Origin of the sequence: Haladaptatus sp. QDMS2 (assembly GCF_029338295.1) — an archaeon.
In the GTDB taxonomy this organism is placed as follows: domain Archaea; phylum Halobacteriota; class Halobacteria; order Halobacteriales; family Halococcaceae; genus QDMS2.
This window is the reverse complement of record NZ_CP119792.1, coordinates 390,475-415,885: the sequence shown is the minus strand read 5'-3', so window position 1 is coordinate 415,885 and position 25,411 is coordinate 390,475. Positions and strand designations below refer to the sequence as shown.

21 protein-coding genes are annotated in these 25,411 nt (G+C 62.4%); 10 read left to right on the top strand and 11 right to left on the bottom strand.

The features are described from left to right. Positions 1–286 precede the first annotated feature (286 nt). Positions 287–988: a PIG-L deacetylase family protein gene (locus P1M51_RS17890; RefSeq protein WP_276248760.1), complete on the bottom strand. Its 702-nt coding sequence runs from the start codon at positions 986–988 to the stop codon at positions 287–289. 100 nt (positions 989–1,088) lie between these two features. Here P1M51_RS17890 and P1M51_RS17885 point away from each other — a divergent pair, with 100 nt between their 5' ends. After that, entirely contained in the window at positions 1,089–2,057 is a 969-nt protein-coding gene (locus P1M51_RS17885; RefSeq protein WP_276249005.1) for a mannonate dehydratase, read from the top strand. A 38-nt stretch (positions 2,058–2,095) separates the two neighbouring features. Here P1M51_RS17885 and P1M51_RS17880 read toward each other — a convergent pair whose 3' ends face one another. The 3 genes from P1M51_RS17880 to P1M51_RS17870 form a co-directional block, all read right to left on the bottom strand. Further along, complete coding sequence (locus tag P1M51_RS17880) at positions 2,096–2,830, bottom strand: fumarylacetoacetate hydrolase family protein (protein ID WP_276248761.1); 735 nt, start codon at positions 2,828–2,830, stop codon at positions 2,096–2,098. A gap of 67 nt (positions 2,831–2,897) precedes the next feature. Then, positions 2,898–3,752: a metallophosphoesterase gene (locus tag P1M51_RS17875; protein WP_276248762.1), complete on the bottom strand. Its 855-nt coding sequence runs from the start codon at positions 3,750–3,752 to the stop codon at positions 2,898–2,900. 2 nt (positions 3,753–3,754) lie between these two features. Then, positions 3,755–4,360, bottom strand: a complete 606-nt coding sequence (locus P1M51_RS17870; protein WP_276248763.1) for a hypothetical protein — start codon at positions 4,358–4,360, stop codon at positions 3,755–3,757. Positions 4,361–4,452: 92 nt separating this feature from the next. On the opposite strand from P1M51_RS17870, the gene P1M51_RS17865 reads away from it, so the two are divergent. Beyond that, positions 4,453–4,881 (top strand): hypothetical protein, encoded by a 429-nt coding sequence (locus P1M51_RS17865; protein WP_276248764.1) that lies wholly within the window; start codon positions 4,453–4,455, stop codon positions 4,879–4,881. Between the two features lie 75 nt (positions 4,882–4,956). Next, positions 4,957–5,178 carry a hypothetical protein gene (locus tag P1M51_RS17860; protein WP_276248765.1) on the top strand — a complete coding sequence of 74 codons (222 nt, stop codon included), beginning with the start codon at positions 4,957–4,959 and terminating at the stop codon, positions 5,176–5,178. A 21-nt stretch (positions 5,179–5,199) separates the two neighbouring features. Here the strand turns inward: P1M51_RS17860 and P1M51_RS20160 are convergent, their stop codons facing one another. The 4 genes from P1M51_RS20160 to P1M51_RS17845 all read right to left on the bottom strand — a co-directional run bounded on the left by P1M51_RS20160 (position 5,200) and on the right by P1M51_RS17845 (position 9,463). Continuing rightward, entirely contained in the window at positions 5,200–6,309 is a 1,110-nt protein-coding gene (locus P1M51_RS20160; protein ID WP_369685321.1) for an oligopeptide/dipeptide ABC transporter ATP-binding protein, read from the bottom strand. Further along, positions 6,306–7,370 carry an ABC transporter ATP-binding protein gene (locus P1M51_RS20155; RefSeq protein ID WP_369685320.1) on the bottom strand — a complete coding sequence of 355 codons (1,065 nt, stop codon included), beginning with the start codon at positions 7,368–7,370 and terminating at the stop codon, positions 6,306–6,308. Before P1M51_RS20155 ends, P1M51_RS20160 begins: the two co-directional genes overlap by 4 nt. Positions 7,371–7,449: 79 nt before the next feature. Then, positions 7,450–8,295 (bottom strand): GNAT family N-acetyltransferase, encoded by an 846-nt coding sequence (locus tag P1M51_RS17850; protein WP_276248766.1) that lies wholly within the window; start codon positions 8,293–8,295, stop codon positions 7,450–7,452. Between the two features lie 40 nt (positions 8,296–8,335). After that, positions 8,336–9,463: a GNAT family N-acetyltransferase gene (locus P1M51_RS17845; RefSeq protein ID WP_276275012.1), complete on the bottom strand. Its 1,128-nt coding sequence runs from the start codon at positions 9,461–9,463 to the stop codon at positions 8,336–8,338. A gap of 460 nt (positions 9,464–9,923) precedes the next feature. On the opposite strand from P1M51_RS17845, the gene P1M51_RS17840 reads away from it, so the two are divergent. From P1M51_RS17840 to P1M51_RS17810, 7 genes are all read left to right on the top strand, one after another. Beyond that, complete coding sequence (locus tag P1M51_RS17840) at positions 9,924–10,142, top strand: hypothetical protein (protein ID WP_276248768.1); 219 nt, start codon at positions 9,924–9,926, stop codon at positions 10,140–10,142. Then, complete coding sequence (locus tag P1M51_RS17835) at positions 10,135–12,036, top strand: heparinase II/III family protein (protein WP_276248769.1); 1,902 nt, start codon at positions 10,135–10,137, stop codon at positions 12,034–12,036. Before P1M51_RS17840 ends, P1M51_RS17835 begins: the two co-directional genes overlap by 8 nt. A 50-nt stretch (positions 12,037–12,086) precedes the next feature. Then, positions 12,087–13,517, top strand: coding sequence for an arylsulfatase (locus P1M51_RS17830; protein WP_276275011.1), 1,431 nt, complete (start codon positions 12,087–12,089; stop codon positions 13,515–13,517). A gap of 107 nt (positions 13,518–13,624) precedes the next feature. Further along, positions 13,625–15,463 carry an ABC transporter substrate-binding protein gene (locus P1M51_RS17825; protein WP_276248771.1) on the top strand — a complete coding sequence of 613 codons (1,839 nt, stop codon included), beginning with the start codon at positions 13,625–13,627 and terminating at the stop codon, positions 15,461–15,463. A gap of 63 nt (positions 15,464–15,526) precedes the next feature. Further along, a complete protein-coding gene (locus tag P1M51_RS17820) occupies positions 15,527–17,629 on the top strand; it encodes an ABC transporter permease subunit (protein WP_276248772.1) in 2,103 nt (700 codons plus the stop codon). Positions 17,630–17,714: 85 nt separating this feature from the next. Further along, on the top strand, positions 17,715–17,984 hold the full coding sequence (locus tag P1M51_RS17815) for a hypothetical protein (RefSeq protein ID WP_276248773.1): 270 nt from the start codon (positions 17,715–17,717) through the stop codon (positions 17,982–17,984). Positions 17,985–18,051: 67 nt separating this feature from the next. Continuing rightward, positions 18,052–19,128 carry a Gfo/Idh/MocA family protein gene (locus P1M51_RS17810; RefSeq protein ID WP_276248774.1) on the top strand — a complete coding sequence of 359 codons (1,077 nt, stop codon included), beginning with the start codon at positions 18,052–18,054 and terminating at the stop codon, positions 19,126–19,128. Between the two features lie 25 nt (positions 19,129–19,153). On the opposite strand, the gene P1M51_RS17805 is transcribed toward P1M51_RS17810, so the two are convergent. The 3 genes from P1M51_RS17805 to P1M51_RS17795 form a co-directional block, all read right to left on the bottom strand. Beyond that, positions 19,154–20,212, bottom strand: coding sequence for a Gfo/Idh/MocA family protein (locus tag P1M51_RS17805; protein WP_276248775.1), 1,059 nt, complete (start codon positions 20,210–20,212; stop codon positions 19,154–19,156). A 73-nt stretch (positions 20,213–20,285) separates the two neighbouring features. After that, on the bottom strand, positions 20,286–23,999 hold the full coding sequence (locus P1M51_RS17800) for a heparinase II/III family protein (protein WP_276248776.1): 3,714 nt from the start codon (positions 23,997–23,999) through the stop codon (positions 20,286–20,288). 84 nt (positions 24,000–24,083) lie between these two features. Then, positions 24,084–25,328: an Nramp family divalent metal transporter gene (locus P1M51_RS17795; RefSeq protein ID WP_276248777.1), complete on the bottom strand. Its 1,245-nt coding sequence runs from the start codon at positions 25,326–25,328 to the stop codon at positions 24,084–24,086. Positions 25,329–25,411 lie beyond the last annotated feature (83 nt).

The window sequence follows — 25,411 nt, the reverse complement described above, 5'->3', positions numbered from 1 at the left end:
ACTGGCATGGACCCTTCACTACCTTCGAGAATTGTGCTATTAATACACTCCTCTCGTGTTTTCACATCAATTCTCGAACCAGGCAAGAGTGACACACTATCCGCATGTTAAATAATTTTCATTCGCTTCTGTTCTCGATTCTTCGAAAAACCTCCGTCATGTCTAAGTTTGGCTCAACGTCAACACGACGAAAACTGGTCTTTCACGTTCTCCTCATTTTCTGAACTGACAATCAGTCCGTGTCAACAACGACAACTCTGTTGTGTGTTGTTGGCCATATTCTATGCTACTCGCCGAGGAACTGTCTGGCCGATTTGTGCAGCGACGAGAACCCCTCTGCGTACCCCGCGCCGTGAACGCGGCCAAAGGTCCGTGCACTTGCCCGTGTGTCCTCTACGAGCCCCTCGAACTCGGCGTCGATGCCACCGTGGGCGGCGAGCCACTCGACCTGCGATTCGTGCTCGAGAATCGCCTCTTCCTTCTGGGATTGAAACTCGGTGATGTCCACGGCGACGTCGGGTTCGAACGACGAGGTTGGCTTGCCGAAGTAGTAGACGTTGTCCGGTTCCCACGGGTCGTGGTCCGTCTCGACCAATGGTAACGCCGCCATGTAGTAGGCGTCGGTGACGAGGCGCGACGTCGCGCGGTGGTCTGGGTGCATGTCGTCGCGAAAGTGGGTGAGGACGAGGTCCGGGCGGTGCTCGCGAATCGTCTCGACCATGCGAAGTCGATTTTCGAGCGAGTAGGTCACCCGCCCGTCTTCGAATCCGAGGAAGGTTGCGCTTGCGCCGAGCGTCTCCGCGGCCGCGAGCGCCTCCGCTTCGCGCGTTTCCGCAACTTCAGCCTCCGTCGTGTCGAACCCGCCGTACTCTCCCCGCGTCATGTAGGCGATGGTAACCTCGTCGCCGCGGGCAGCGTGTTTCGCGAGGGTTCCTCCACAGAAGATGTCCGCATCGTCTGGATGCGCAACTATCGCTAACAGGTGCATGCGTTTGCATCACCCAACGGCGTATTAAGCGTTGTTCCGCCTCGCTCGCCGAAACAATAATCTACCACACTCCCGTCGGTGTCAGTGGAGTTGAAGGACTATCAAGACAGCACTGGCGCTTCCAGCGAAGCGTGACGAGCGGTGGGACCTCGCCGCAGAAATCGGCGTCGAACAGGCAGTCATCCATCCCTACATGAGTCAGGTCGAAAACGGACGACGCGGCGACACGCCGTGGGAGTTCGACGACCTCCTCCGGCTGAAAAATTCGTTCGAGGAGACCGGCCTCGACGTGGGCGTCATCGAGGCGGGGACGCCGCTCACGGACACGACGCGGCTCGGCCTCGACGGGCGCGACGAGGAAATCGACCGCTTCTGTGAGTTCGTCGAGACGATGGGGCAACTCGACATTCCCATTCTCTGTTACAGTTGGATGACCCACTTCTGGTGGCTTCGCACGACGACGACCTTCCCGACCCGCGGCGGGTCGTGGACCACCGCCTACGATCACGAACAGATGCAACGTGGCCCGCCGGTTCCCTACGACGGCGTCACCGAGGAGGACCTCTGGGAGAACCTCGAATACTTCCTCGAACGTGCCGTCCCCGTCGCGGAGGACGCGGGCGTGCGTCTCTCGATGCACCCCGACGACCCGCCGCTCAGCCCCGTCCGTGGGATGCCCCGCATCATGACGAGCGTCGAGGCGTACGACCGCATGCTCGACATCTACCCGAGCGAGGCGAACAGCGTGAACTTCTGTCAGGGGAACTTCGTCGCCATGGGCGCGGACATCCCAGAGACGATTCGCCACTTCGGCGACGACATCTCGTTCGTCCACTTCCGCGACATCAAGGGCGACGCAGAGACCCTCGTCGAGGTCTGGCAGGACGACGGCCCGACGAACATGCACGCGGCGATGGAGGCCTACCGCGACATCGGATTCGACGGCCCAGCTCGTCCGGACCACGTCCCAACGATGTCCGGTGAAAAGAACGAGTCCGCTGGCTACGAGTCGAAGGGTCGGCTGTTCGCCATCGGCTACATGAAAGGCTTGATCGAAGCGACGTACTGACCGGGTACAATCGTCCCCGTACGTCCGCTTTCGACCGTTCAGTTCTGGGATTCGACGTAGTTCGTGAGCGTGCCGACGCCCTCGAACTCGACTTCGACCACGTCACCGTCTGCGAGCGGGCCGGGGCCAAACGGCGTCCCTGTCGCGATGACGTCGCCGGGTTCGAGCGTGATGAGTTTGGTTATCTCCGCGATGAGTTCCGGGACGGTGAAGATGAGCATGTCGCGGGTCGTCTCCTGTTTCACTTCACCGTTCTGTCGCAACTGGAGGCGGGCGTCCGCGGGCACCTCGTCGGGCGTGGCGAGCACCGGCCCCATCGGCAGCGAGGAATCGAACGCCTTCCCGCGCACCCAGTTTTGCTCCGCCCGCTGGTCGTCGCGATTCGAGATGTCGTTTACGCAGGTAAAGCCCCGCACGTAGTCCATCGCCTCGTCTTCGCTCACGGCCTTGCACTGTTTGTCGATGACGACGGCGAACTCCGCCTCGAAGTGAACCGTCTCCTTGCCGGGCGGCAGTTCGACGACGTCCTCGTGGCCGGCGACGGTGTTCGGCCCCTTGAGGAAGAAGTCAGGGCGCGCTGGCATATCGCGGCCACTCTCGTCGCGGTGGTCCTGATAGCCGCCTGCCTGACAGACGATTTTCGTCGGTTCACAGGGGGGCAGAATGTCTACCGACTCGGGGTCGTACTCTCTGCTCGCGGTTCGAATGCCGTGGTCGGTCCACTCGCCAGTCCGAACGTGACCGGTGTGGTCACGAAATCTCACTGTTCGCATCTCAACTGAGTATCACGTAGGACGGTCAATACTCTTTGGGTGGGCTGGAAAAATTCGCGTGGCCGAATTACCAGCTCGTCTCGGTCAGGATGCCTTCCTCGTCCGCGCCGACGTCGTAGTACCAGACCTCGGCGGTTCGGTTCTCGGTATCGACGTTCATCCAGCGCACGTCGCCGCCGTAATCGGCTTCCTCGGACATGTGGCTCAGGTGGCGTGCGAGGACGAATTCGATGCCGTTTTCGACCTTGCTCCCGCGGCCGTGGTCGTAGTAGTAGTGGCCGGTGTTGACAAGCACGGTGTTGCCCCGGGCGAGCACGCTCTGGACCGCCTGGTAGTTGAGGACGAAGAAGTACGGCTTCGATTTCGTCTCCCAGTTGTCGTCCAGTTCGGTGTGCTTACACAGCGGCGCGTGGCAGAACACGAACGTCGGAATCTCGGGGTCTTCGTCCATGAGCCGTTCGAGCATGGAGATTTGCGGGGCCGTCACGAAGTTCTGAATCTCCGTGAGTGGGTGGTAGCCCTCGTGGGGGTTGGAATCGAGGAAGACGTATCGCGCCCCATCCGCCTCGAAGTGGAACCAGAGCGGGAACTCGTCTTCGGGGAAGTGTTTTCGGTAGGCGCTCATCGGTCGCTCGTTGTTCCCGCGGATGACGTAGTAGTCGCTCTCCAGTTTGTCGTCCAACAGTTCCTTCGCCCGCCCGAACTCACTGGGGTAGAAGGCGTCGTCGGGGTCGCCGTGCCACTCGCCCCACTCGGTCTCTTCCTCCCATGGCGAGAGCAGTCGCAGGTCGCCACCGGCAAGCGTCCAGTCGACGCCCACCTCGTTCAGTTTCTCGATGGCGGCGTGTTGGACGCGCTCGTCTTCGTACTCGTACCGCCCGATACAGATGTGCAGGTCGTAGAGGAGGCCAATCGTCTGCATCGTCACTCACTCCAGAGGTGGACGCCGGTTCCCTGGTCGAGGTAGCCGATTCCGTCCTCGACCTTCGCCGAGAGGACGTACCCGCCGTACATCTCGCGGCCGATGAACGAGTGCTCTCTGTAATCGCGGCGATCCGGCGTGAACTCCACCATCGGCGTCATGAACGGTTCGTCCGCGACGTTCGTGAGCGTAATCGTCGTCTCGTACTCGTCGCCTTCGAGGTGGAGCGGTTCGAGTCGCAGCGAGAGCGTCCCTCCACCTTCGACCCGCGCTCGCCCCCTGACACCGGCGTAAATCTTGGTGTACTCGATGGGGCCGAGAAAGTGATTCACCGTGAGGTTGCGCTGGAGTTGCACCCACGACGATTCTGTAACCTCCCAATCGACGTTCCCCGGTTCGGTCTGCCCCGGCGCGGGGCCGAGGGGCCAGGAGGTGATGAGTTCCGGACCGCCGTGTCGGGGCTGGTAATCCCGGGAGAGCAACCCGCTCTCTGATTGTGGGACCGGGTCGCGCCGGGCGACCAATCGGTTGGCAGAACTCTTCGGGTCTTGGCGCGCTCGCCGGTCGGCGCGCTCAGGCTGCGTGTCACTAACAGGACCATCTCGCATGGGTGAGAATCATGTGCCGTGGTAGTAAGTGTTACTCCGTCCAACCTTCCGCGATGCGAACCGTTACAAACTGCTGCTGAGAACGCGGTGATATGGTCCCCTCCCGACTCACGCGCCGGACGCTGCTCGCCGCCGGGTCGCTCGCCTGCACGGCAGGTTGTCTCGGTAGCCTGACCACCAGTTCGCAGGGCGCGACGCTCGGCGAACTGCACGTCCAGAACATGGACGACGAGGCCCACGACTACCGCCTCGTCGTCGAGCGCGACGACGAGCAGGTCGCCACCGAATCGTTAACGCTCGATGCAGAGACGAAGCAGGTTGTCGAACCCGCCTGGTCCGCAGACCCGGCGACGTACCTCGTTAGCGTTTCAACCGGCGACGCGACTTTGACGGCAGACTACACCGGGGACGACGCTCACGAAGCTGGCTGTACAATCGAATTCGTCACGACCGCGCCCGACGGCGAGACGGGCATCGCGTCGGGTTCCTCGACCGAGGGTCCGGGTGCGTGTCCACAATAGACGGTCGTTTTTCACAACGGTGTTCACGCATCCGACACGCCAACGTTTAACTCGGGATGCCCCGACTGGTGGGACATGCGCGAGGAATTCTGGGATTTCGTCTGTGGGAATCCTGCGCTCTGGCAGGTTGCCTTCACGATAAGCGTCGTCTTACTCGTCTTGCTCGCCGTCTCGCTCGCCCTCGTCGAACCCGACTCTGCGAGTTACTACGTCAGCATGCTGAACGTCGCGCTCGTCGTGCCGCTGGTGGCGGTGTCGGGCTACATGCTGCGCCGGTGTCGAAGTCGCGAATTCTGACCGCGTTCGAAACGCCCGCCCTCAATCGGACTGCGTTTCTGCGGGCGCGTCGAGTTCCGTCTCCGCTGGGAGTGGTTCGCTATTCCAGTACTCGTGGTCATCTTCGACCCGGAAGCACGCCGCCTGCTGGTTCGGCGCGTCGGGGCTGTCGCTGAGCGCCGGCGACTGGCGGGTGCAAATCTCCCGCGCTTCCGGACACCGCGTGTGGAACCGACAGCCACTCGGCGGGTTCACCGGGTCAGGAATGTCGATTTTCCGCATCGGCAGCTCGCCCGTGGCGACGTTGTCCGGGTCGAGCGTCGGCGAAGCCCACCGCAGCGCCTTGGTGTACGGGTGTTGTGGGTTGTTCAGAATTTGTTCGGGCGGCCCGATTTCGACGAGTCGTCCGAGGTACATGATGCCGATGCGCCCGCCGGCTTTCTCCACGATGTAGCGGGCGTTCGAGAGGTCGTGGGCGATGAACAGGAACGACGTGTTGAAGTGGAGTTGGAGGTCGAGCATGAGGTTCATCATGTCCACCCGGAGGGACACGTCGAGCGCTGAGACGGCCTCGTCCGCGAGAATCACGTCGGGATTCATGAGCAGTGCTCGGATGAGTGCGACGCGCTGTTTCTCCCCGCCCGAGAGCTGGTGTGGGTAGCGGTTCGCGTAGTCCTGTGGCGGGCTCATGCCGACGGTTTCGAGCATCCCGAGGATGCGCACTTCACGGTCCTCGTGGTTCAGGTCCCGGTGCCACCGCTTCAGCGGTTCTTCGAGACTTTTCTTGACCTTCCGGTAGGGGTTGAGCGAACTTCCCGGGTCCTGATGGACGATTTGCAGGGCTCTGCGGATGTCCACGTGCGGAATCTCCACGTCGCCCGTGCGGTCTTTGGCCTGCCAGACGTCCTGGCCGCGATATTTGACCGCCCCGCCAGTCGGTCGCTGAAGGCCAATCGCCGTCTTCCCGAGCGTGGTTTTCCCACAGCCGGATTCGCCGACGAGCGCGACCACGTCCTCCTCGTAAATGTCCAGTGAGACGCCATCGACGGCCTTCACCGTCGCCGGGTCGGTGAACGCGCTCAGGAAGCCGCGTTCTTTCTCGAAGTGGACTTCGACGTCTTCGAGCGAGAGGACAGGTTGGTCGGTGCTCATTTGCTTCCCTCCGGATTCGCTGCAAGACTCAGTGGAATCTCTTCGCGTGCTTCCTCCCAGTAGAAGCAGGTGGCGACGTGGTCAGAAGTCACCGACTGGTACGACGGGTTCTGTTCGCGGCACTTCGCGGTTGCGAGTTCACACCGCGGGTTGTACGAACACCCGACGGGGACGTTTACCGGGTCCGGACTCGACCCCTCGATGGCGCGCATCTGGTCGATTGGCGCGTCGAGATTCGGCGTCGAATTCAGCAGCGCCCGCGTGTAGGGGTGGGCCGCGTTACGGACGATATCGTCGGTCGGTCCGGCTTCACAGAACTCGAAGGCGTACATCACCGCGAGACGGTCCGCGAGTTCTGCGACCAACGGCAGGTCGTGGGTGATGAAGATGATGGTCAATTCGTACTTCTGCTGGACTTCCTGGAGCAGTTTCAGAATCGACCGCTGCATGAGCAGGTCGAGGGCGGCGGTGGGTTCGTCCATCACCAGCACCTCGGGGTCGAGGACGAGACTCAGGGCGATGAGAGTTCGCTGTTGCATCCCACCCGAGAGTTCGTGGGGATACGAATCGAGGACGCGCTCCGGGTCGAGATAGAGGTCAGCGAGCAGGTCGTGGGCCCGCTCCATCCCCTCGCTCTGGTCTGCGTTGTGGGCTTTGAGCGTCTCTTTGAAGTGCGCCCGAATGCTGATGGTGGGGTTGAACGAACTCATCGCCCCCTGGAACACCATCGAGACTTGTTCCCAGCGGAACTTCTTCAGCTCTTTCGGGGAGAAGTTGAGCACGTCAATCGGGTCGCCGGATTCGGGGTAGTACGTAATTTCGCCGGTCAGCACGCCGGGTTCGACGACGGCGTCTAACAGGGCGGCGGCGAACATCGATTTTCCCGATCCCGACTCGCCGACGATGCCGAGGATTTCCTCTCTGTGGATGTCGAACGAGACGTCGTCCAGAACTTTGGATTTGCCGCGGTCCATATCGAACGAGACGCTCGCGTTGCGCACTTCGAGGATTGTGTCTCGCGTGCGGTCGTGTGTCGCGTGGGTTTGGTCATTCAGATTCATGGGCAGTAGGTGCGGGGAGTGAGTTCGTGATGATACGGAAATTCAACCGGGATTGTATATAGGTTTTCACCCGACACGGTTACCCCCACTCCACGCCAGCCACCGCACGAACGTCGCCGTCTGCGAGCAGCGACTGGTCTGATTCATAGGTCATCCGGGAGAACTCCCGTATTGGGGCGAGTCCGTGGGCATCGAGTCGGGACCGAATCGTGGCTTCGGGAAGCGTATCGATGATGATTCGCGGGTCCGCGAGAATCGACGTGACCTGATTCAACAGCGCAGAGAAGGAATCTGCGTCCGGTGCGACGACGGGACCGACCTGCGGATGGACCTTGCCGGGGCGAAGAATGGCGTAGGCGGCCAACTCACCCGGTTGGTCGTACACGCCGATTCCCGAGACGCCGATTCCAGAGAGCAGCGAGGAGAGCAGTGCGCTGCGGTCGATACCGAGGTGTTCCTCGTCGAGTTCGTAGAGGTCTGCAATCTGTGCCGGTGAGAGAATCGTCGCGTCGTGGGGGGTCTCTACCGTCCCCAGGTTGCCGTGCCAGCGTTCGATTGTGGCGGTCTCTCGAAAGCCAAACTGCCGGAACACATCTGCACCCGCGTCGTTCGTGTCGAGACCGATGCTGTTGGTCCCGCTATCGAGGGCGTGTTCGAGGCCGCGTTCGAATAGCGCCGTGCCGTAGCCGTTCGCCTGGTGGGATTCGTCAACCAGAACCATCCCAATCCAACTGAGTTCGTCGGCGTAGGTGACGACGCAGGTCGTACCGACCAATTCCCCGTCCGTCCGCCCACAGAAACATCCATCGGGGGAGAGCGCCAACAATCGTTCCCAGTCCGTTTGTACCTGATTCCAGCCAGCACTCGCAGAGAGCCGATGGCTGGCCTGAATATCGGCGCTCCGAAGCCTGGTAATCTCTAACATAGGTTCACTTCTCCGCGATAGTAACTAAAACTATCGACGCTCAAACCCGTTCGCTCGGCCAGACGAAATAGGTGAGCGGGCACGCCGCTTCGAGCAGCGGAGACCGCCGCCGCACTGTCGCACCCTGTGACGGTTCGCCGAACAGCACCGTCGTCAGTTTGCGCCGCCCGAGCGTGATGTCGGGGTCGTCAGTCTGCGAGATAGAAAGCGCACCCTCGTACTGCAACTCGACGCCCTCTTCGCCCTCGATGGCGAGGCTCACGGTCTCCGGTTCGACGTCGTGACGGGAGAGGCGAGCTGTCATCTGTGGCTGAAATGCCGCGAGCACCGCCCCGAGGTCACGGACGTTCACCTTTCGGAGCGGGGCAGTGGTCCACACCGAAGACACCTCGTGGAACAGTGGATTCAACCGGTGGGTCGGCGGCGTTCGAACGGTCAGCGAGTCGATGTCGAATTGCGCGAACACGGTCTGTAAGAGGGCGCGGACTCCCGCTTCGGTTCCGCCGAACTCCACGACGTTTGCCTCGCGACGCTCGCGGTCCACGCAGAGGTAGGATGGGTCGTCAGCATCGACCACAAGTGTCTCGACGCCGCGTTTGCCGAACAACCGCTCGCTCGTTCGTCGGGTTCGCTTCACGCGGAGCGGTTCTGCCTCGTGGACCCCACGAAGGGTTTCGAGGTCGGTGCCCGCGGTGTAGGCACGACCCTCGGCGGCGGTCTCAGCGGCGGTTTCAGCGGCGGACAGCGACCGTTCGGTGATGCGATACCGGAGTTCTCGCCCGCCGTCTTCCCAGCCGAACCGACCGTACCGTTGGCGGTCGCCTCCGAGTTCGAAGAGCGCCGCGTCGGCGCGGTCCAGCCAGAACTCCATGAGGTCGCTCATGTAGCCCTTGCCGCGACAGTCCGGCTCCGTAGAGACCCCGCCGATGCCGCGACAGGCGAGATCGCCGTCGCCGACGACCAGCGTTTCCGGGACGGCCGCCGCGTGCGCGACGACTGCACCCTCCTCACAGATGACGGCGTGGTGTTCTGGAAACTGCTCGTCGTAACACGTCGGGATGCGGGCGGCCATTCCCCCGCGCTCCTTGTGAAACGCCCGGTCTACGAGGTCGTGGATACCGGGGAAGTCGTCCGCCGTCGCGAGTCGCGGCCCCTCAACTGTCACCATGGCCGTGGTGGGGCGGGCTATCGCCATAAGTGTTGGTTCGACTGACGGTCGGCGCGTTTCGTCACGCCGAATCACAGGCCCGTGTCGGTCGGTTCTCGGCCACACCCTATTCGACCCCCGGCTGCCGCGTTCACACCGAGCGTCGTAGCGACGTGCTGCGAGGGACGACTGCCTACCAGGCAAAATCGTTTGATAATACAAAACACTACCCGCTGTGGCTGTGCGGTCGTCCGTTACAGACATAGGGCTGTAATCGTACATGAATCTGCATGGGTGGTTGTCTGACGCGCCGACCCAGAGAGACGCTGAGACGCTTGTCTGTGGCATCCTCATCGAGAATTTTGTGATACAAAACAGTTGGTCAGAATTCACGTCTCGACCACTTCCGCCGGGCGAATCGCCCGATGGCCGACGGTCGCTGGGCAAAGAACTTTGTCACTCGTTCGCAAACGTTCGGAACATGGACGTCACCCGAAGTGACTTCGTTCGGTACATGTACACCCTCGGTGCGGTCATCTCCGGGGTGTACGTAGAGAAACTGTTCACCGACCTGTCGCCCGCGCTCATCGTCGCTCCCGCCGCTGTCGTCTCCGTGTTCTGGGTCTTCTACTACAACTACAGCATCGCCCCGCGAATCGAGCGCATCACAGACCCGGACGCATCGTCGCACTATGACTGACCACGCGTATCCACCCCGCGACTGGAACGCAGCCGTCATTCGCCGAGCGTTCGAGTCGGCCGATCGCGTATTCTCCGTTCCTCAGTACGAAGCGGCTAGCGTCTGGGAGTCGCTTCGTACCGGCCAGCACACCCGGTCGCTCGCGGACTCCCACATCGATGCGGCGGCGGACTTCGTGGGCGAACCCGTTCCCGCGTATCCGGCCAGTCAGTACCTCGCCTATCACGAGGACGAGCGAGTCTCACAGAAGGCGGTGATGCGACCGATGCTCGACCGCATGCAAGCCCTCTCGACGCTGGTGCTCGCGGCGTGTTTAGAACGGGACGGCCGATTTACCGCGACGATTCTCGACTATGCGTGGGCGCTCTGCGAACAGACGACCTGGCTCCACCCCGCGAATCTCGCTGAAGGCGAGCGTTGTGACGGTCTCCCGGTCGATGCCCCGCCTGCCTCGCGAAACGTCGCCCTGCGACCGGCCGAAATCGCGAAACTCCTTGGCGAGGTCGATTACGTCCTGGGTGACGAGCTCCACCCCGCGCTCCGGTCTCGAATCCGCACCGAAGTAGACCGGCGTGTGTTCCAGCCCTTCGAACGGCGCGAAATGTGGTGGATGCGTCCCCCGGCGAACAACTGGAACGCCGTCTGCAACGCCGGCGTCGGGATGGCCGCGATGTACCTCGAAAGTGACCTCGACCGCCGTGCCAGCCTCGTCTCGCGTGCGGTGGCGAATCTGGACCACTACATCCAGTCGTTCGACGCAGATGGCTGTACGCCCGAAGGAATCGGCTACTGGAATTACGGCTTCGAGAACTACGTCCAACTCGCGGCGACGCTGGAGACCCGGACGGCCGGGGAACTATCGCTGCTCACACCGCCGGTGGTGCGCGAAATCGCGCAGTATCCCGTTCGCATCGCGCTGCGCCCGGGCCGCTACCCGGCGTTCTCGGACGCGGACGAAACTCACGCCGTCGAACCGTATCTCGCATGTTGGCTTGGCGACCGATTCGACCTCCCACGCCTCGCGGCGCTGGGCTGGCGGGCGTTTCAGGCTGCGGACCGCACACCGCCGCTCGCAGAGACGATTCGTCCGTTCTCGAAATCCATTAGAACGCTCTGTTGGTGTCCCGACAGTGAACCGGAGGTTCCGCCGTCGAACCACCTGACCAGCAGATTGCTGTCCGGGCACGGGTGGTGGTTCGCCCGGTGTGACCCGGCCGACGAGTCCGCGCTCGTCGTCGCCGCGAAGGGCGGACACAACGGCGAATCGCACAACCACAACGACTGCGGGTCGTTCGTGTACCACGTTGGAGGCGAGTCGCTGCTCACGGACCTCGGCGCGCACACTTACGACAACTACTACTTCACCGACCGGCGATACGAGTACCTCGCCGCTCGGTCACTCGGGCACTCGGTTCCGTACGTAAACGGCCACGAGCAGATGGTCGGGGAGGAACACGCCGCGACCGTCGAGCGATGTGCGACGACCGACAGCGAGTCGGTGTTCGAACTCGACCTTACTGCCTGTTACCCGCGTGCGGCCGGCCTCGCGGCGCTCCGCCGTCGCTTTTCGCTTTCCCGCACGGAGCCGGGTCTGTTGACCCTCGAAGACACGGCGAGATTCGACGAATCGGACGCAACCCTGACGTCGGTGCTCGTCTCCTACTTCCCCATCGAACCATTCGACGGCGGTGTTCGCATCGTCGGCGAAACCAGGTCGGCGACCGTGACGAGTGCTAACGCGGTCGAGCGGTCGGTCGAGCGACTGGAGGGAAACATCGACAAGACGGAGCGTCGATTCCCGCCCGCGGACTTCCCGGACGTGTGGCGTGCTCGATTCACCACGTCAGCAACCGATGGCCAAGCGCGCGTTCGACTGGCCATCGAGCACCAGTAACCCTCGGCTTCCGGTAAAGAATTATTACGCCCACCTGTGAGCAGTGAAGTATGCCTGACCGTCCGAACATCCTGTTGCTGATGACCGACCAGCAGCGAGGCGACACCATCGGTGCGGACCCCGCAACACCCCACGACGGGGCCGGGGAACCGGTCGTTCACACCCCGAACCTGAACCACCTCGCGGCGACGGGGACGTTGTTCAGTCGCGCGTACACCCCCGCACCGTCGTCGATTCCAGCACGGCGATGTCTCTGGACCGGCCAGACGCCCGCGACGAACGGGTGTCCGAACTGGACGACAGAACCGTGGTCGTTCGCGAACACGCTGCCGGAATTACTCACCGCCGCTGGCTACCAGACGCGACTGACCGGCAAGACCCACTCGCTGCCACAGCGCAACCACTTCGGCTTCGAACATATCGTCCTCCACGCGGGATTGGCGGGCGAGGCGGACGATTACTCGGCGTGGCTCGACCGGCAAACCGGCGGTAATTCGAGTGAAACCGCCCACGGAATCGGCCGTAACTCGTGGGACCCCCGCCCGTGGCACCTCGACGAATCGCTCCATCCGACGACGTGGACGACGAACCGCGCGCTCGAATTTTTCGAGAAACGCGACCCGACGCGCCCGTTCTTCCACACCGTTTCGTACGTTCGACCCCACCAGCCGTTCGACGCGCCCCAGCCCTACTGGGACATGTACGCAGACCGGAACCTGCCCGGCCCCTACCGGGGCGACTGGGCGGAGCGCGTCTACGGGGGGTACGTTCCCGACCATCCCAAACCGAGCGCGTGGTGTGCCGACCTGCCCGCGACGGTCGAACAGCGCGCCCGGGCTGGCTACTACGGCTCGATTACGCACGTCGACCACCAGATAAACCGACTCCTCAGGGACCTCGAAGTGCGTGGCGAACTCCAGAATACCGTCGTCGTCTTCTTCTCAGACCACGGTGACATGCTCGGCGACCACCTCCTCTGGCGAAAGACCTACGCATACGAGGGCTCCGCTCGGGTCCCGCTCATCCTTCGATTTCCCGAGTCGATGGCAACCTCCCAGCGGCGATTCGTCGAGGAACCCGTCGGCCTCGAAGACGTCATGCCGACGCTGCTGTCCGCCGCCGGTGCCGATATCCCGCCGTCCGTGGAGGGTCGCGACCTTGGAGCACTTTCGACCGACCCCGATGCCCCGTGGCGCGAGTTCTACCACGGCGAACACGGGCCTATCTACCACGACGACAACGCGATGCACTACCTCGTCGATGCGACCACGAAGTACGTCTGGAACCCCGTCACCGGCGAGGAGTTGCTGTTCGACTTGGCCGAAGACCCCGGTGAAGAGATAGACCTCTCAACGCAACCGGAGAACGCGGAGACCCTCGAACGCTGGCGCAGTCGGCTGGTCTCACGGCTCGAAGACCGTCCGGAGGGATTTAGCGACGGAACGTCGCTCGAACAGGTCAGCGATCCGGCCTCCCTGTAGCCAGGTGACTGTCCGCACCTCCAACAGGTTCCTTTTACTCATATATTTACTTCTTGAATTATTTCACTTTGGGAAATGGTTAATATGTTGGTCAATAACTATCATGCATGGCGCACGAGCGAACTCTCCGTACGAGCGACGATGCTATCTCCCGCCGCCGACTGCTCAGGCTGACGGCAGCCACTGGCCTTGCCGGGGCGGTCGCGGGGTGTACCAGCACGGATGACCCCGGTAACACCACTGGCACTGGCACTGGTGGTGGTGGTGATAGTGTCATGGACAACAAACTCACCATGGCGTCGAATCCGAACATGCCTTTCGAGAAGAATTCGTGGGGGATGAACGGCTACAATCCGCAGCGAAAGGGTGGGGAGATTTCGGCCATCGCCATCGACCGGTACATGCAGTTTAACCCCCAAACTGGCGAGTTCCTCCCGCGTATCGCAGAGGAGTTCTCCGTCGCTGACGGTATCTTGACGGTCACGATGTCGGATTCCTACGGGTGGGCGAGCGGTGACCCGATTACGGCACACGACTTCGCCACCCACTACAAGATTCTCAAAGGCATGGAGTATGGTGTCGGCGAACTGTTCGACTCCATCGAGGCGACTGACGACCGGACCGTCGAAATCTCACTCACTGCCCCCGATACGAGCAGGAACATCCTCGGCATGGAGTTCCTGATTTCGGCCGCGAGCACGCCCGAGTCGCTCTACGGCGACTACGCGAAACGCTTCGACGAAGCGAGTTCCGAAGACGAGACGAAGGCCATCCAGAAGGAACTCCAGGAACTCACCATCAATCCGTGGGACAGTTCGATGGAGGACCTCCACGCGAAGACGAGTGGGCCGTTCAAGATGTCGGAGTTCAACAACCAGTTCGTCCTCATGGAGCCGAACGAACACTACCCGAACGCGGACAACCTGAACTACTCACTCGAGTACCAGATCGTCCGTGACGCGAACGCCCTCATGTCGCTGCTCAAGGCAGACAAACTCGACGCCGAGGTGTGGGCGATGTCCAACGAGTTCTTAGAGGGACTGCCGGACCACCACGACGCCTGGATTACGCCGAAGTTCGGCGGCAACGCCATCATGTTCATGATGAACGACGACGTCTACGGCAACCGCGACGTCCGGATGGCGCTCAACTACATCCTGGACCAACAGCAGATGGCGAAGGCGTCTAACTTCGTTGCAACGCCCGTCACTCATTTCACTGGAATGCCAGATTCAGTCACGGAAAGCTATATTCCTGCTGACACGCTCGACAAATTCTCCACCTACGAACCAGACACAGAGAAGGCGACTCAACACTTAGAGAATGCTGGCTTTTCTGTCGAAGACGACTCCGTGTACATGCCAAACGGCGACGAGTGGAACCTCGTCTTGCCAGTCGACTCGAACTCACAGGACCGCATCAAAGAATCGACCATCGCGGTCCAGCAACTGAACGACTTCGGCATCAACGCGGAGATGAAAGTCTCTGATGCCTCCACCTACTGGAAGCGCTACCGCGAGGGCGACTGGACCATCGCGAGCTGGGCGTTCGGTGAGCGGTGGAATCCGCTTCCGTACTACGACTACAAGTTCCTCTACAGCGGCGAGACGAGCGGCCCGGCCTGGAACCGCCTCTCTGAGGTTGAAGTGCAAGCGCCGTACCCGATTGGCGACCCGAACGGCGACCTCCAGACCGTCGATTATCGTGAGAAGATTTCCGCCCTGCAGAAGGCGAGCGGCGACAAAGAGGCCGAACTCATCACGGAACTGGGCTGGGTGTTCAACCAGAATATGTTCGTCATCCCCGTCTCCCACGAGACGCGCCAGCAGGTCGTCACCAGCGACGCCTGGAACTACCCGAACAAGGACGAATACAATGGCACGCGCTACGGCGTGATGACTCGCGAGATGATTCGCGAAGGGAAGTTACAGGCGAAGTCGAAGTAACCCAGCTACCCCGCACGTATTTATCGGTTCCCGAACGATTCAACCTAACCCAACGATACCCACATGCCTTCGAATAGATATCTACTCAGTCGGACGGTCCAAGCCATCGTGACGCTGTTCAGCGTCATCTCCTTCACCTTCGTGATGGTTCGGTGGATGCCCGGGGGACCAGAGGACTACTTCATGGCGAAGATGATGAACCAGGACATCGACCCCCAGCAACTCAACGTGATGATGGAGTCCTACACGAATCTGCGGCCCGACCAGCCACTCCACGTCCAGTACATCTCGTACATGTCCTCGATGCTTCAGGGTGACCTCGGCATCTCCATCTGGTATCAGGAACCAGTACTCGATATCATCATCCAGGCGTTGCCATGGACCATCTACCTCTCTGCAGTGTCGATGGTCATCATCTTCTCCATCGGCATCGCCTACGGCGCGGCGATGGCGTACAAGGAAGGCGGGCGCTTCGACGTGGCCTCCTCCATCTCCTGGATTCTCATCGAATCGGTTCCCTACTACGTCTTTGCGGTGGTGATGCTCTGGATTTTCTCGTACTCGACCGACTGGTTCCCCATCGGCGGCCGGGTCGGCGCGCACGCGGAACCGGGATTCACCCTCCCGTTCATCCTGACCATCATCGAGCACAGCGCGCTGCCGATTCTCTCGCTGGTCATCACCGGTATCGGCGGCATCGCCCTCGGAATGCGCGGGAACAGCATCAGCGTCCTCGGGGAGGATTACCTCCGCGTCGCCCGCCTGCGCGGGTTGCCAGACGGCATCATCTCGACGCGATACGTCGGCCGCAACGCCATCCTCCCGATGTACACGAGCATGATGATTTCCATCGGGTCGCTGTTCGGTGGGTCGATTATCCTGGAGACGCTGTTTAACTACCCCGGCATCGGCTACTACATGTTCGAGGCGGTGAGCGCTCGCGACTATCCCCTCATGATGGGGTCGTTCCTGTTCATCACGATCGGCGTCATCGTCGGTGTCTACATCGCGGACCTCACGTACGGGTTCGTCGACCCACGGGCGGGCAGCAGCTCCACCCGCGAGTCCTACGGCGGCGGCATCTCGCTCGAATCACTCGTTCGATTCGTCCGCGGGATTCGCGACGGTCTCGTGTCGGCGGTCTCCACCAGCGCGGACGAACCTGACTCGCGCAAGGCGTCGAATGGCGGCATCGAAACGCCGGACGCCGGGTCGCCGTTCACCGCAGTTTCGGGAACGTCGCTTTCCCGCCGGGAGCAGTACTGGCGGGCGTTCGACGAGAAAGTGCTCACCACCTTCCGCGTCATCAGCAAGGACTGGCGGGCGCTCGTCGGGCTCAGCATCATCACGGTGTTCGTGTTGATGGGCACCGTCGGCGTCCTCGTCGTCGCCCCGCCAGAAGCGGGCAAGGGGCCGGTGTTGCTCCAGCCGTTCCAGACCATGGAGTATCCGCTTGGCACCTCTGACCTCGGCGAGAGCCTGTTCGCCCAGACGGTTCACGCGACGCCCGCGATGCTCAAGATGGTCGTCGGTGGAGCCGTGTTCGCCACCGGAATGTCCCTCATTTGGGGCGTGTTCGCTGGCTACGCCGGTGGGTCCATCGACCGGGCGATGATGACGATTGCAGACATCCTGATGACGATTCCCGGCCTGCCGCTCATCATCGTCATCTCGACGCTGCTCCAGCCGCGCGATCCGTTCGTCGTCGGTATCATCCTCACCATCAACGGCTGGGCTGGCTTCGCCCGGGCGCTTCGCTCGCAGGTGTTGACGCTTCGCAACAAGTCCTACGTCGAAGCCTCTCGGACGATGCAACTGTCCACGCCGCGCATCCTGTTCATCGACATCATCCCGAACCTGATGCCGCTCGTGATGGTGAACTTCGTGGGCCGTGCTCGCAGCGTCATCATCTCCTCGGTGGCACTCTACTTCCTCGGCATTCTGCCCTACTCGACGGCGAATTGGGGCGTGATGCTTCAGAGCGCCTACTCGTCTGCGACGTGGTACAACATGAACGCCGTCCACTGGATTCTGGTCCCAATCCTGACCATCGTGGTGTTCTCGCTCGGGCTCATCCTGTTCGGTCAAGGCATGGACCGCATCTTCAACCCGCGCATCAGGGCGCGGCACATGAAGACGACCCCAGACACGGTCGCAGAGCACTGACCGGCCCGGTCGCGCTTCCTTTTTTTGGCTGTGTGGTGGTCCACGGTAACACAGTACTTATGCTCTCCCGGCTGGATATGCAAGTATGTCGAACTCTACGCAGACGGCCACGAACGCGCCACGTTCGAGCGGCCTGCTCGCCACACTGGCCGAGCACAAACTGCTCTCGGCGTTCCTCGTCTTCGAACTCGTGTTGCTGGTGACTGGCTTCGTCATCGGCACGATTGCCGGCCCCGCTCCCCCCGGCGAGACCGGGCTCAGACACGTCGCCGGCCTCATCGGTGCGCTCGCCGTCATCATCGGTAGCCTCGCGCTCTCGCTCGTGGGAACCTACACGTTGATTCGCCGGCTCTAATCGACTGCCTTCCCGGCTAGTGCCTTCAGGGGGTTATTTCACGCTGGACGACGACCAGTCGATAACGATGCCTTCCACCAGAGTCGGAATTATCGGGACCGGCCCCGCTCCGGACGAGACGCGAGACGACAAGGGCTATTCGATGGGCTACCGCCACGCTCACGCCTACCGAGCCGTCGAAGGTTGTCACGTCGTCGGATGTGCCGACATCGACGCCGAGAACGCGGCTGCCTTCGCTGACGAATTCGACCTCCCCGAATCGGCCGTGTTCACCGACCACGCGGAACTGCTCGCGTCGATGGACGTAGACCTCGTGAGCATCTGCACGCCGCCCCAGACCCACGAACCGCTCGTCGAAGACTGCCTTGCGAGCGATGCTGTCGGCGCGATTCACTGCGAGAAACCCATCGCCCCGACGTGGGGTGCCTGCAAGCGCATCGTCGAGGCCTGTCGGCAGGCGGACGTCGCGCTCACGTTCAACTTCCAGAATCGCGGCCGTCCGGCGGTCAAAGCCGTCAAAAACCTCCTCGACAGCGGCGACCTCGGCCGCCTCGAACGCGTCGAAGTCTCGCGTGCGGACTTGATGCAAACCGGCATCCACAACATCGACCTCGCGAACTACTTCGCGGGCGACACGCCCGTCTCGTGGGTGCTCGGACAGGTCGATTACCGCACCGAAAACGTGTGGTACACCGACATGCACAGCGAAGACCAGGGCCTCGCCCTCTGGATGTACGACTCGGGCGTGTCGGGTCTCGCGGCGACCGGCGAGCACGCGAGCGAGGTGCTCGGCCCGCAACTGCGCCTGCTCACGAGCGAGGCGCGCGTCGAAATTCGCTTCTGGGAGGACCCGACGGTGCGCGTCCTCCACTGTGACAACGGCGGCTGGAAGGCCCTCGACGTCCCGCCAATGAACGGCCAGCAAGTCGCCCTGCGGGACGTGGTCGAATCGTATCGCTCGGGGACGCCGTCGTCCCTTCGCGCCGAAAATGGGATGCGAGCGACGGAACTCGTCTTCGCCGTCTGGGAGTCTGCGAAGCGACGGGGTCGCATCGACCTTCCGCTCGAAACCGAGGGCAATGCACTCGCCGAACTCGTCGAATCGGGCGAGCGCCAACTTCAGTCACCGTCGCACTCTCGCTGACCGTCGATTCACCTCAGCTCGCAACTCACTTCTTGGGAGCAGGCGTGAAAGTCCCGTCTTCGACCATCGATTCGAGCGGGTTGTCGTCGATGTCGATCGGGAATTCGACGCGCCCGTGCTGTCTGACCGACTCCCAGCAGCCGAAGATAATCTCGTTCGCGTTCAGCACGTTCGCCGCGGAGACGAGGGGTTCTGTGCCGTCCTGCAGGCTGGTGACCACGTCTTCGATTGCGCCGAGAATCATTTGGCGCTCGTCGCACTCGTACTCCTCGAACGCTTCCTCGCCGGTTCGGCGGACGCGCATGGTCGCCTCGCCGTCGTCCGGCCACAGTTCGACCGTTCCGCCGGTACAGCACACGCGGACGAGGCAGTCGACGAGGTCCGCGTCGCTTCCACTCGCGAGCAGTGCGTTGACGCCGTTTTCGTACGCCCAACTCGCGAGCGCGCGGTTCTCGTTGTGCGTCCCGTAGCGGACATTCTCCTCCGTGTAGTCGATTTGGCAAAGCGCCCACTCGGCGGGGCGTTCGCCGTTGAAGTAGTTACAGAGGTCGATGAGGTGGCTGCCGAAGTCGAAGAGGTTGAGGCCGCCGATTTCGAACCGTTCGATGTCCCCGAGTTCGCCGTCGTCGAGCAGTCGTTTCGTCGTCTCCGTCTCTTCTGCGTATCGGCGCTGGTGGTTGAACGAGAGCTGTACGTCGTGTTCGTCGCACACGGCGGCCATCTCCTCGCAGTCCTTCCAGACACTCGCCATCGGTTTTTCGCAGTGGATGGCGCGGACGTGGCCGCTCGCCGCGACGTCGGTGACGATGGGCGCGTGGGTCGGCACCGGCGTACAGACGCTTACGATGTCCGGCTGTACCTTGCGGAGCATCTCGCCGTAGTCCTCGTAGACGGCGTCGAAGCCGAACTCCTCGGCGAAAGCTTCGGCGTGGTCGCGGACGAGGTCGGCGCAGGCGACGAGTGTACACTGGTCGAGGTGGTCGTAGGCGCGGGCGTGGCGGTAGGCCATCGCCGCACTGGTTCCCCACTGCGGATTCTCTGGATTCGGTCCGGTACCGATGAAGGCGACAGTAACAGCTGTCATATGTTGTCATACTCACAACTGGTACTTGTATGCTTGCGTCGCGGTCGTTCGGAAGGTGGGGACGCCTCCGCCCTCAGTCCCGACTCCAGACAGCGGTGAGTGGGATGAGCACGTCGTCGCCCGCTTCGACGATGTACTCGTAGCCGCCGGCTTCGAGCTGGTCCGGGTCTTCGAACTGCCGGACGAATGTCTGGTCGCCCACGTCGAGGGTGACGAGATTCTCCGCTCGCTCGCTCACGCCTTTGATTTCGTACGCCCCGTTTCCGAGGCCGCGCTTGCCGCGCCCCCAGATGGGCGTCTCGGGGTCGTCGTCGCCTCGCCACCCGCCGCTGCCGTCGTTATCGACGAACGCCCACCCCGAGATGTCGTCGATTCTGTTCTGGTAGCGGTCGGCCACGCGGACGACGAGTTCGTTGTCGAATTTCATTCCCTTCGTGAACTCCTCGACGAACCCGCGGACGCGGCCCGCGGGCTGGTTGATGAGTGGCTTCTCCCCGAGCGGTTCGAGGTGGGTGCCGTCGTTGACGTAGGCGTACTCGGACTCACCGTTTTCCGTCGAGTACAGGCCGAAGAATCCGCGGAAGTCGAACGTCTCGTCCACCGTGTGAGTCGTTTGCGGAGCCGTCGTGAAGACGACGTAGTCGGTTCGCCCCGTCGTCAATGTGACTTTGAGAGCTCGCGCCGTCCCGTTCGTCTCGTCTTCGGGGACGGCGGGGACTTCCTCGACCGACTGGACGAATCGCTCGCCTTCGTAGGGTTCGATGAGTGACGCGAACGTGCTTTCGAGCGCGGTTCCAGACCGCCTGAGCAGGGCGTAGCGAAGGTGGTCAGGGTTCCCTTCGCGCTGTGGCGGGTGGCCGTCCGCGAGCGCCACCTCGTCGAACGGGCCGAATGAGGTGAGGCGAAGGCGAATATCCGCGTCGGTTGCTCGGACGCCCCAGTAGTCTTCGATGTCCCAGTCTACGCTCACCTTCGTGGCTGGATCGTCGTCGCGAGCGACGTTGTCGAGGTAGTTGAAGCCGCTTCCAACCGTCTCGTTGTAGGTGGGGTCTGCGAATGGAACGGTTTCGCCCGCGTAGGATCCGCCTGCTTGCTGGGTGAGGCTGAGACCCGTCGTCTCCACGTCGCCGACCCAGCCGTGGAAGCTGAACACGTGGTCGTCGCCGCCGACGATGCGGAAGAAATCGACCGCGTATGACCGCTGGTCGTCCACGTTCACGAGCGCCGTCGTTCGGCGGTATTCGTCGGTCTGCGGGTACACTTCGGGCGCTTCGACGTCGACGAGTTGGACGCGTTCGTCGCCCCCGTCGAAGTGTCGGGGCAGGCCGGACCAGGCAGAGTGCTGCGTTTCTTCGTCTACAGTGACGGTGTTGTGGCTCACCGTGTTCGCCGTCCAGTTGAGTCGTTTCGGCCAGTGGCCCGTCTCCTCCGGGTAGCCGAGGTCGGGGGAGACTTCGAGTTGGTGGGCCGCGACGCCGAGGTTCAGCGTGTCGCGGTGAGAGTGGAACGTGCCACCCGCGCCGAGGCTGTTTCGGCCGTAGTAGAGCCAGACGGCGCGTTTCGCGTTGCCCTTCTCCTCGACTTCGGCGAGCGCCTCCTGTGCCGCAGGGTCGAGCAGGCGCAGTTTGCCGACCGCGAACTTGTAGTTCGAGGAGTCGGGATGCTTGCCGACGTTTCGGAAGGTGATGGTGTGGGTTCCTGTGGAGAGGTTCACGTCGGCTGCGAACCGGTCGAACTCGCCGTGCATCCCCGATTGCGGGGAGTAGAAGTCGTGGCGGCCCACGACTTCCCCATCGACGAGCACGTCGTAGATGCCGTAACTCGTCGCCTCGAAATAGGTGAATTCGAGGGCGTAGCTGTCTGCGTCAGCCACCTCCACCTCGAAGGTGATGTGCTCGCCTGCGTCGTAGGCTTCCAGTTGAATCACGCCGCTGCCTTCGAAACGTTTCGTCCCGACTGAACTCTCGACGATGGGCACCGAGAGGAAGTCGTACTGCACCGCGCCGATGTCCCGCATGAGGTAGTTTTTCCCGTCGCGCAGTGCGGCAAAGCCGTATCCCGCGAGGTTCACGCTCGGGAGGTCGAGTGGCCCATCGGCGTCGATGATTTCCTGCACCTGGTCACCGACAGTTTCCGGTTCCGACTCGAAGATGCCGCCGCGGATGCCGGTCGTCGTATCTCCATTCAGGTAGTACCAGAGTTGGGCGTAGATGTCGTCTCCGGTCAGGTCGAAGCCGTTCGTGATGCTCGCCTTGTTCAGATAGTTGCCCGACTCCTGGACGTGGGTATCGCCGAGTTCCGGCGTGTGCTGGTCGAGCAGGATGAGGTGGGCGTTCTGGAGCAGCGTCTGTCTGAACTTCGGGTGCTGGTAGAGGTCGGACCCCGAGAAGGCATCGTAGCCCTTGAGCACGTCTGCGACCTGCCGGATGGAACTCTGTCGGATACTGTTGTAGAGCGGAGCCGTCTCGTTGAAGTATCCGTCTCTGTCCACCGAATCGACGAGCGGCGCGAGAATGTTGCCGCCCGTCGTAATCCAGTTTTCCGGTTCCTCGTTCCACACGTCGCCGACGAACTTCTCCTCGCCGGGGCGATAGATGTAGTCGAGGGCGTCTCTCGTGTAGCCGTCTGGCTCGTCGAGGACGCGGGCGGAGATGGCAACCGTGCTGAGTTGACCCCGGGTGAGGACGAGTTGTGAGTTCTTCGCCGCCGGGAGCATCTGCCTGACGAAGCCGTCCTCGATATTCGAACGAATCTTCTCGACCGAATCTTTCGCGGAGAGTCCGGGATACTGCTCGACTTTCGACTGGAGGAAGGTGACGAGTTCAGCATCTCCCTCCTGTCCGGGGAAGAAGGCGTCGTACGCCCGCAGGATGTCCCGAACCAGATTCGGTTCCCACCCACCGCCGATGACCTTCCCGGTCTGTCGGCCGCCGTGGTTGTTCCAGTAGTCTGGTTGCTGGTAGTCCGCGATGGTCATTTCGGGGTACACGTCGGCGATGCGGTCGAGCAGGACTGTCCCGGCCCGCGCGTAGCGCTGCTCGCCGGTGAACAGGTAGGCCCGGGAAAGTGCGCGGACGATGCGCAATATCCCCCCGGGCCGCCAGACGTGCCAGTGATTGTAATAGGCGACGAGGTTCAGTCGCGTCCCTGGGCCCATGATGTCGCCGGCTTCGTCAATCCAGCCGTACCCGTCGTCGACGCCCCAGCCCTCGCCCATCTCGGGGTGTTCTTCGTTCACAAGCAACGAGTCGTCGGCGAGCGTCGGGTCGAACATCCCACGGTCGTCGAGGCCGCTCTCGCGGTAGGCGGCGAAGTCGTTGGTCGGCAGGGTGTAGCCGTCTGCGGAAATCATCTTCCACGCTCGGGTCGTCCCCGGGTCGGAGATGCCCCCAAGGGCGCTTCGCTCCCCGCGCGTCCCGCCCGAGCGCGGAATCTTCTGGGAAGTGACGAGGCTCCAGAGGTCGTCCAAACTGTATCGGTCCAAATAATCGTCTGCGAGCGCCACGGCGCTGTCTCGCTCCCCGCGCGCCCACTCGTAACGGTCGATGTTGCGGCGGGCGTTCTCGCGCATCGCCGCGGTCCAGATGGTGGTTCGCGTCTTCGCGTTCAGCGTGTCCGCGGGTTCCGCCGCACCCACGGACGAAGCAGCTGGCACGAGCGCGCCGAGCGAAAGCACCCCTGTCGCCGCGAGAAACGAGCGTCGATGAATAGACGACGGCGGCCTGGTGTCGGTCGTCGGTTCGGCGGGCTGGTCAGTGTCGAAATCACCATTGCTATTGCGTGACATTCACAAACAATGAACTGCCCCGATACCTTATATTTATCCAATCAATTCTCGTTGACAACCTCCGTCACCGAGCTATCGCCGTGTTCAGAGTGCGGTGACCACTTCACGCAGGTAGTTCCCCACGATGGCGACGATGACGAGATAGCCGAGCGCGCCGAGAGCGTTGACGACTGTTCCGTTCGTGTGGTCGCCCATGAGGCGCTCGCTGTTGGCGAGCGCGAGGACCAGAAAGCCGAGGATTGGGAACGCGACGATTGCGAGCCCCTGGGCGACGCGGAGGAGTTCGACGGGGGACCCACCGAACAGCACCACGACGGCGAGTCCCACCGCCATCGCCACGCCCGTCCACTGTTTGACCGGGCGGCCGTCCATCGCTGGCGATTTGCCGAGGCCGTCCACGAGGAGCGTCGCCCCGATGAGCGCGTTCACCACGAGCGAGGAGAGACTCGCGAAGAAAAAGCCAATCGTGAACAGGTAGAACGCGCCCGGCCCGGCGAGTGGTTCGAGTTGACTCGCCATCGCCTGTGCCGAGAATACGGCGTCGCCCGTCCCGTGGATGACGCTCGCGCTCGTGAGCAGGACGACCATCGCGATGCCGCCGAGGAGGGCGATGCCAATGACGGTGTCTGCACCCTCGACGCCGAGACGCTCTGGACCCCACTCCTTTTCGCGCATGAGGTGGGTTTGGTAGACCGCCGCCGCGATGGAGAACGTCGTGGCTGCCATCCCGAGTGTCAGGAAGATGCTCGCCCGGTCGGGAAAGCCGGGAACGAGGCCGGCGGCCGCCGCCTGCAAGTCGATGCCCACGAGCGCGAGCGTGCCGACGAACGAGACGAGCATGACGCTGACGACGACCTTGACGAGCAGTTCGAGTTTGTCGTAGAGGTTCGGTAACAGCACGAAGCCGAAGGCGACGGCGGTGAACAGCAACGCCCAGAGGCGGACGTCAAAGCCAAACAGCGCGTTCGCGGCGAAGGCGATTCCCGCCGTGTTTCCGGCCTGAAACGCCAGAATCGTGAGGAAGCCCGCGAGGCCGCCGAGGGTGGCAACTGTGGCTCCGAACCGCTCGCGCGTCGCCTGAAACAGCGTCTTGCCGGTGACCAGCCCGATTCGGGCGGCCATCCAGGTGTACACGATCATGAACGTCGTCGCGACGACGGGCACCCAGAGTAACTGGTAGCCGTAGAGGCTGCCGGCGATGGTACTCAGTGCGATACTCCCGGGCCCGACGACGACGGCGGCGAGGACGAGCGCCGGCCCGAGCTGTTCGAGGCGGGTCGCCAGCCGGGTCCACCGACCGGTCGCCGCCTCTTCGTTCGACCAATCCATAACCAGTCAACGGATTGAAGATACTTCAATCAATCTCCCGGTCGCCCGGACCCTGACGCACAGCTATATGCACCTTGCACTGG

What these genes read in the sequence shown, in the direction of transcription:
- P1M51_RS17890 (WP_276248760.1), bottom strand. Translation starts at nt 988, where the DNA reads ATGCACCTGTTAGCGATAGTTGCGCATCCAGACGATGCGGACATCTTC.
- P1M51_RS17800 (WP_276248776.1), bottom strand. Translation starts at nt 23,999, where the DNA reads ATGTCACGCAATAGCAATGGTGATTTCGACACTGACCAGCCCGCCGAA.
- P1M51_RS17880 (WP_276248761.1), bottom strand. Translation starts at nt 2,830, where the DNA reads ATGCGAACAGTGAGATTTCGTGACCACACCGGTCACGTTCGGACTGGC.
- P1M51_RS17825 (WP_276248771.1), top strand. Translation starts at nt 13,625, where the DNA reads ATGGCGCACGAGCGAACTCTCCGTACGAGCGACGATGCTATCTCCCGC.
- P1M51_RS20155 (WP_369685320.1), bottom strand. Translation starts at nt 7,370, where the DNA reads ATGAATCTGAATGACCAAACCCACGCGACACACGACCGCACGCGAGAC.
- P1M51_RS17795 (WP_276248777.1), bottom strand. Translation starts at nt 25,328, where the DNA reads ATGGATTGGTCGAACGAAGAGGCGGCGACCGGTCGGTGGACCCGGCTG.
- P1M51_RS17805 (WP_276248775.1), bottom strand. Translation starts at nt 20,212, where the DNA reads ATGACAGCTGTTACTGTCGCCTTCATCGGTACCGGACCGAATCCAGAG.
- P1M51_RS17810 (WP_276248774.1), top strand. Translation starts at nt 18,052, where the DNA reads ATGCCTTCCACCAGAGTCGGAATTATCGGGACCGGCCCCGCTCCGGAC.
- P1M51_RS17845 (WP_276275012.1), bottom strand. Translation starts at nt 9,463, where the DNA reads ATGGTGACAGTTGAGGGGCCGCGACTCGCGACGGCGGACGACTTCCCC.
- P1M51_RS17835 (WP_276248769.1), top strand. Translation starts at nt 10,135, where the DNA reads ATGACTGACCACGCGTATCCACCCCGCGACTGGAACGCAGCCGTCATT.
- P1M51_RS17840 (WP_276248768.1), top strand. Translation starts at nt 9,924, where the DNA reads ATGGACGTCACCCGAAGTGACTTCGTTCGGTACATGTACACCCTCGGT.
- P1M51_RS20160 (WP_369685321.1), bottom strand. Translation starts at nt 6,309, where the DNA reads ATGAGCACCGACCAACCTGTCCTCTCGCTCGAAGACGTCGAAGTCCAC.
- P1M51_RS17820 (WP_276248772.1), top strand. Translation starts at nt 15,527, where the DNA reads ATGCCTTCGAATAGATATCTACTCAGTCGGACGGTCCAAGCCATCGTG.
- P1M51_RS17870 (WP_276248763.1), bottom strand. Translation starts at nt 4,360, where the DNA reads ATGCGAGATGGTCCTGTTAGTGACACGCAGCCTGAGCGCGCCGACCGG.
- P1M51_RS17850 (WP_276248766.1), bottom strand. Translation starts at nt 8,295, where the DNA reads ATGTTAGAGATTACCAGGCTTCGGAGCGCCGATATTCAGGCCAGCCAT.
- P1M51_RS17815 (WP_276248773.1), top strand. Translation starts at nt 17,715, where the DNA reads ATGTCGAACTCTACGCAGACGGCCACGAACGCGCCACGTTCGAGCGGC.
- P1M51_RS17865 (WP_276248764.1), top strand. Translation starts at nt 4,453, where the DNA reads ATGGTCCCCTCCCGACTCACGCGCCGGACGCTGCTCGCCGCCGGGTCG.
- P1M51_RS17830 (WP_276275011.1), top strand. Translation starts at nt 12,087, where the DNA reads ATGCCTGACCGTCCGAACATCCTGTTGCTGATGACCGACCAGCAGCGA.
- P1M51_RS17875 (WP_276248762.1), bottom strand. Translation starts at nt 3,752, where the DNA reads ATGCAGACGATTGGCCTCCTCTACGACCTGCACATCTGTATCGGGCGG.
- P1M51_RS17860 (WP_276248765.1), top strand. Translation starts at nt 4,957, where the DNA reads ATGCGCGAGGAATTCTGGGATTTCGTCTGTGGGAATCCTGCGCTCTGG.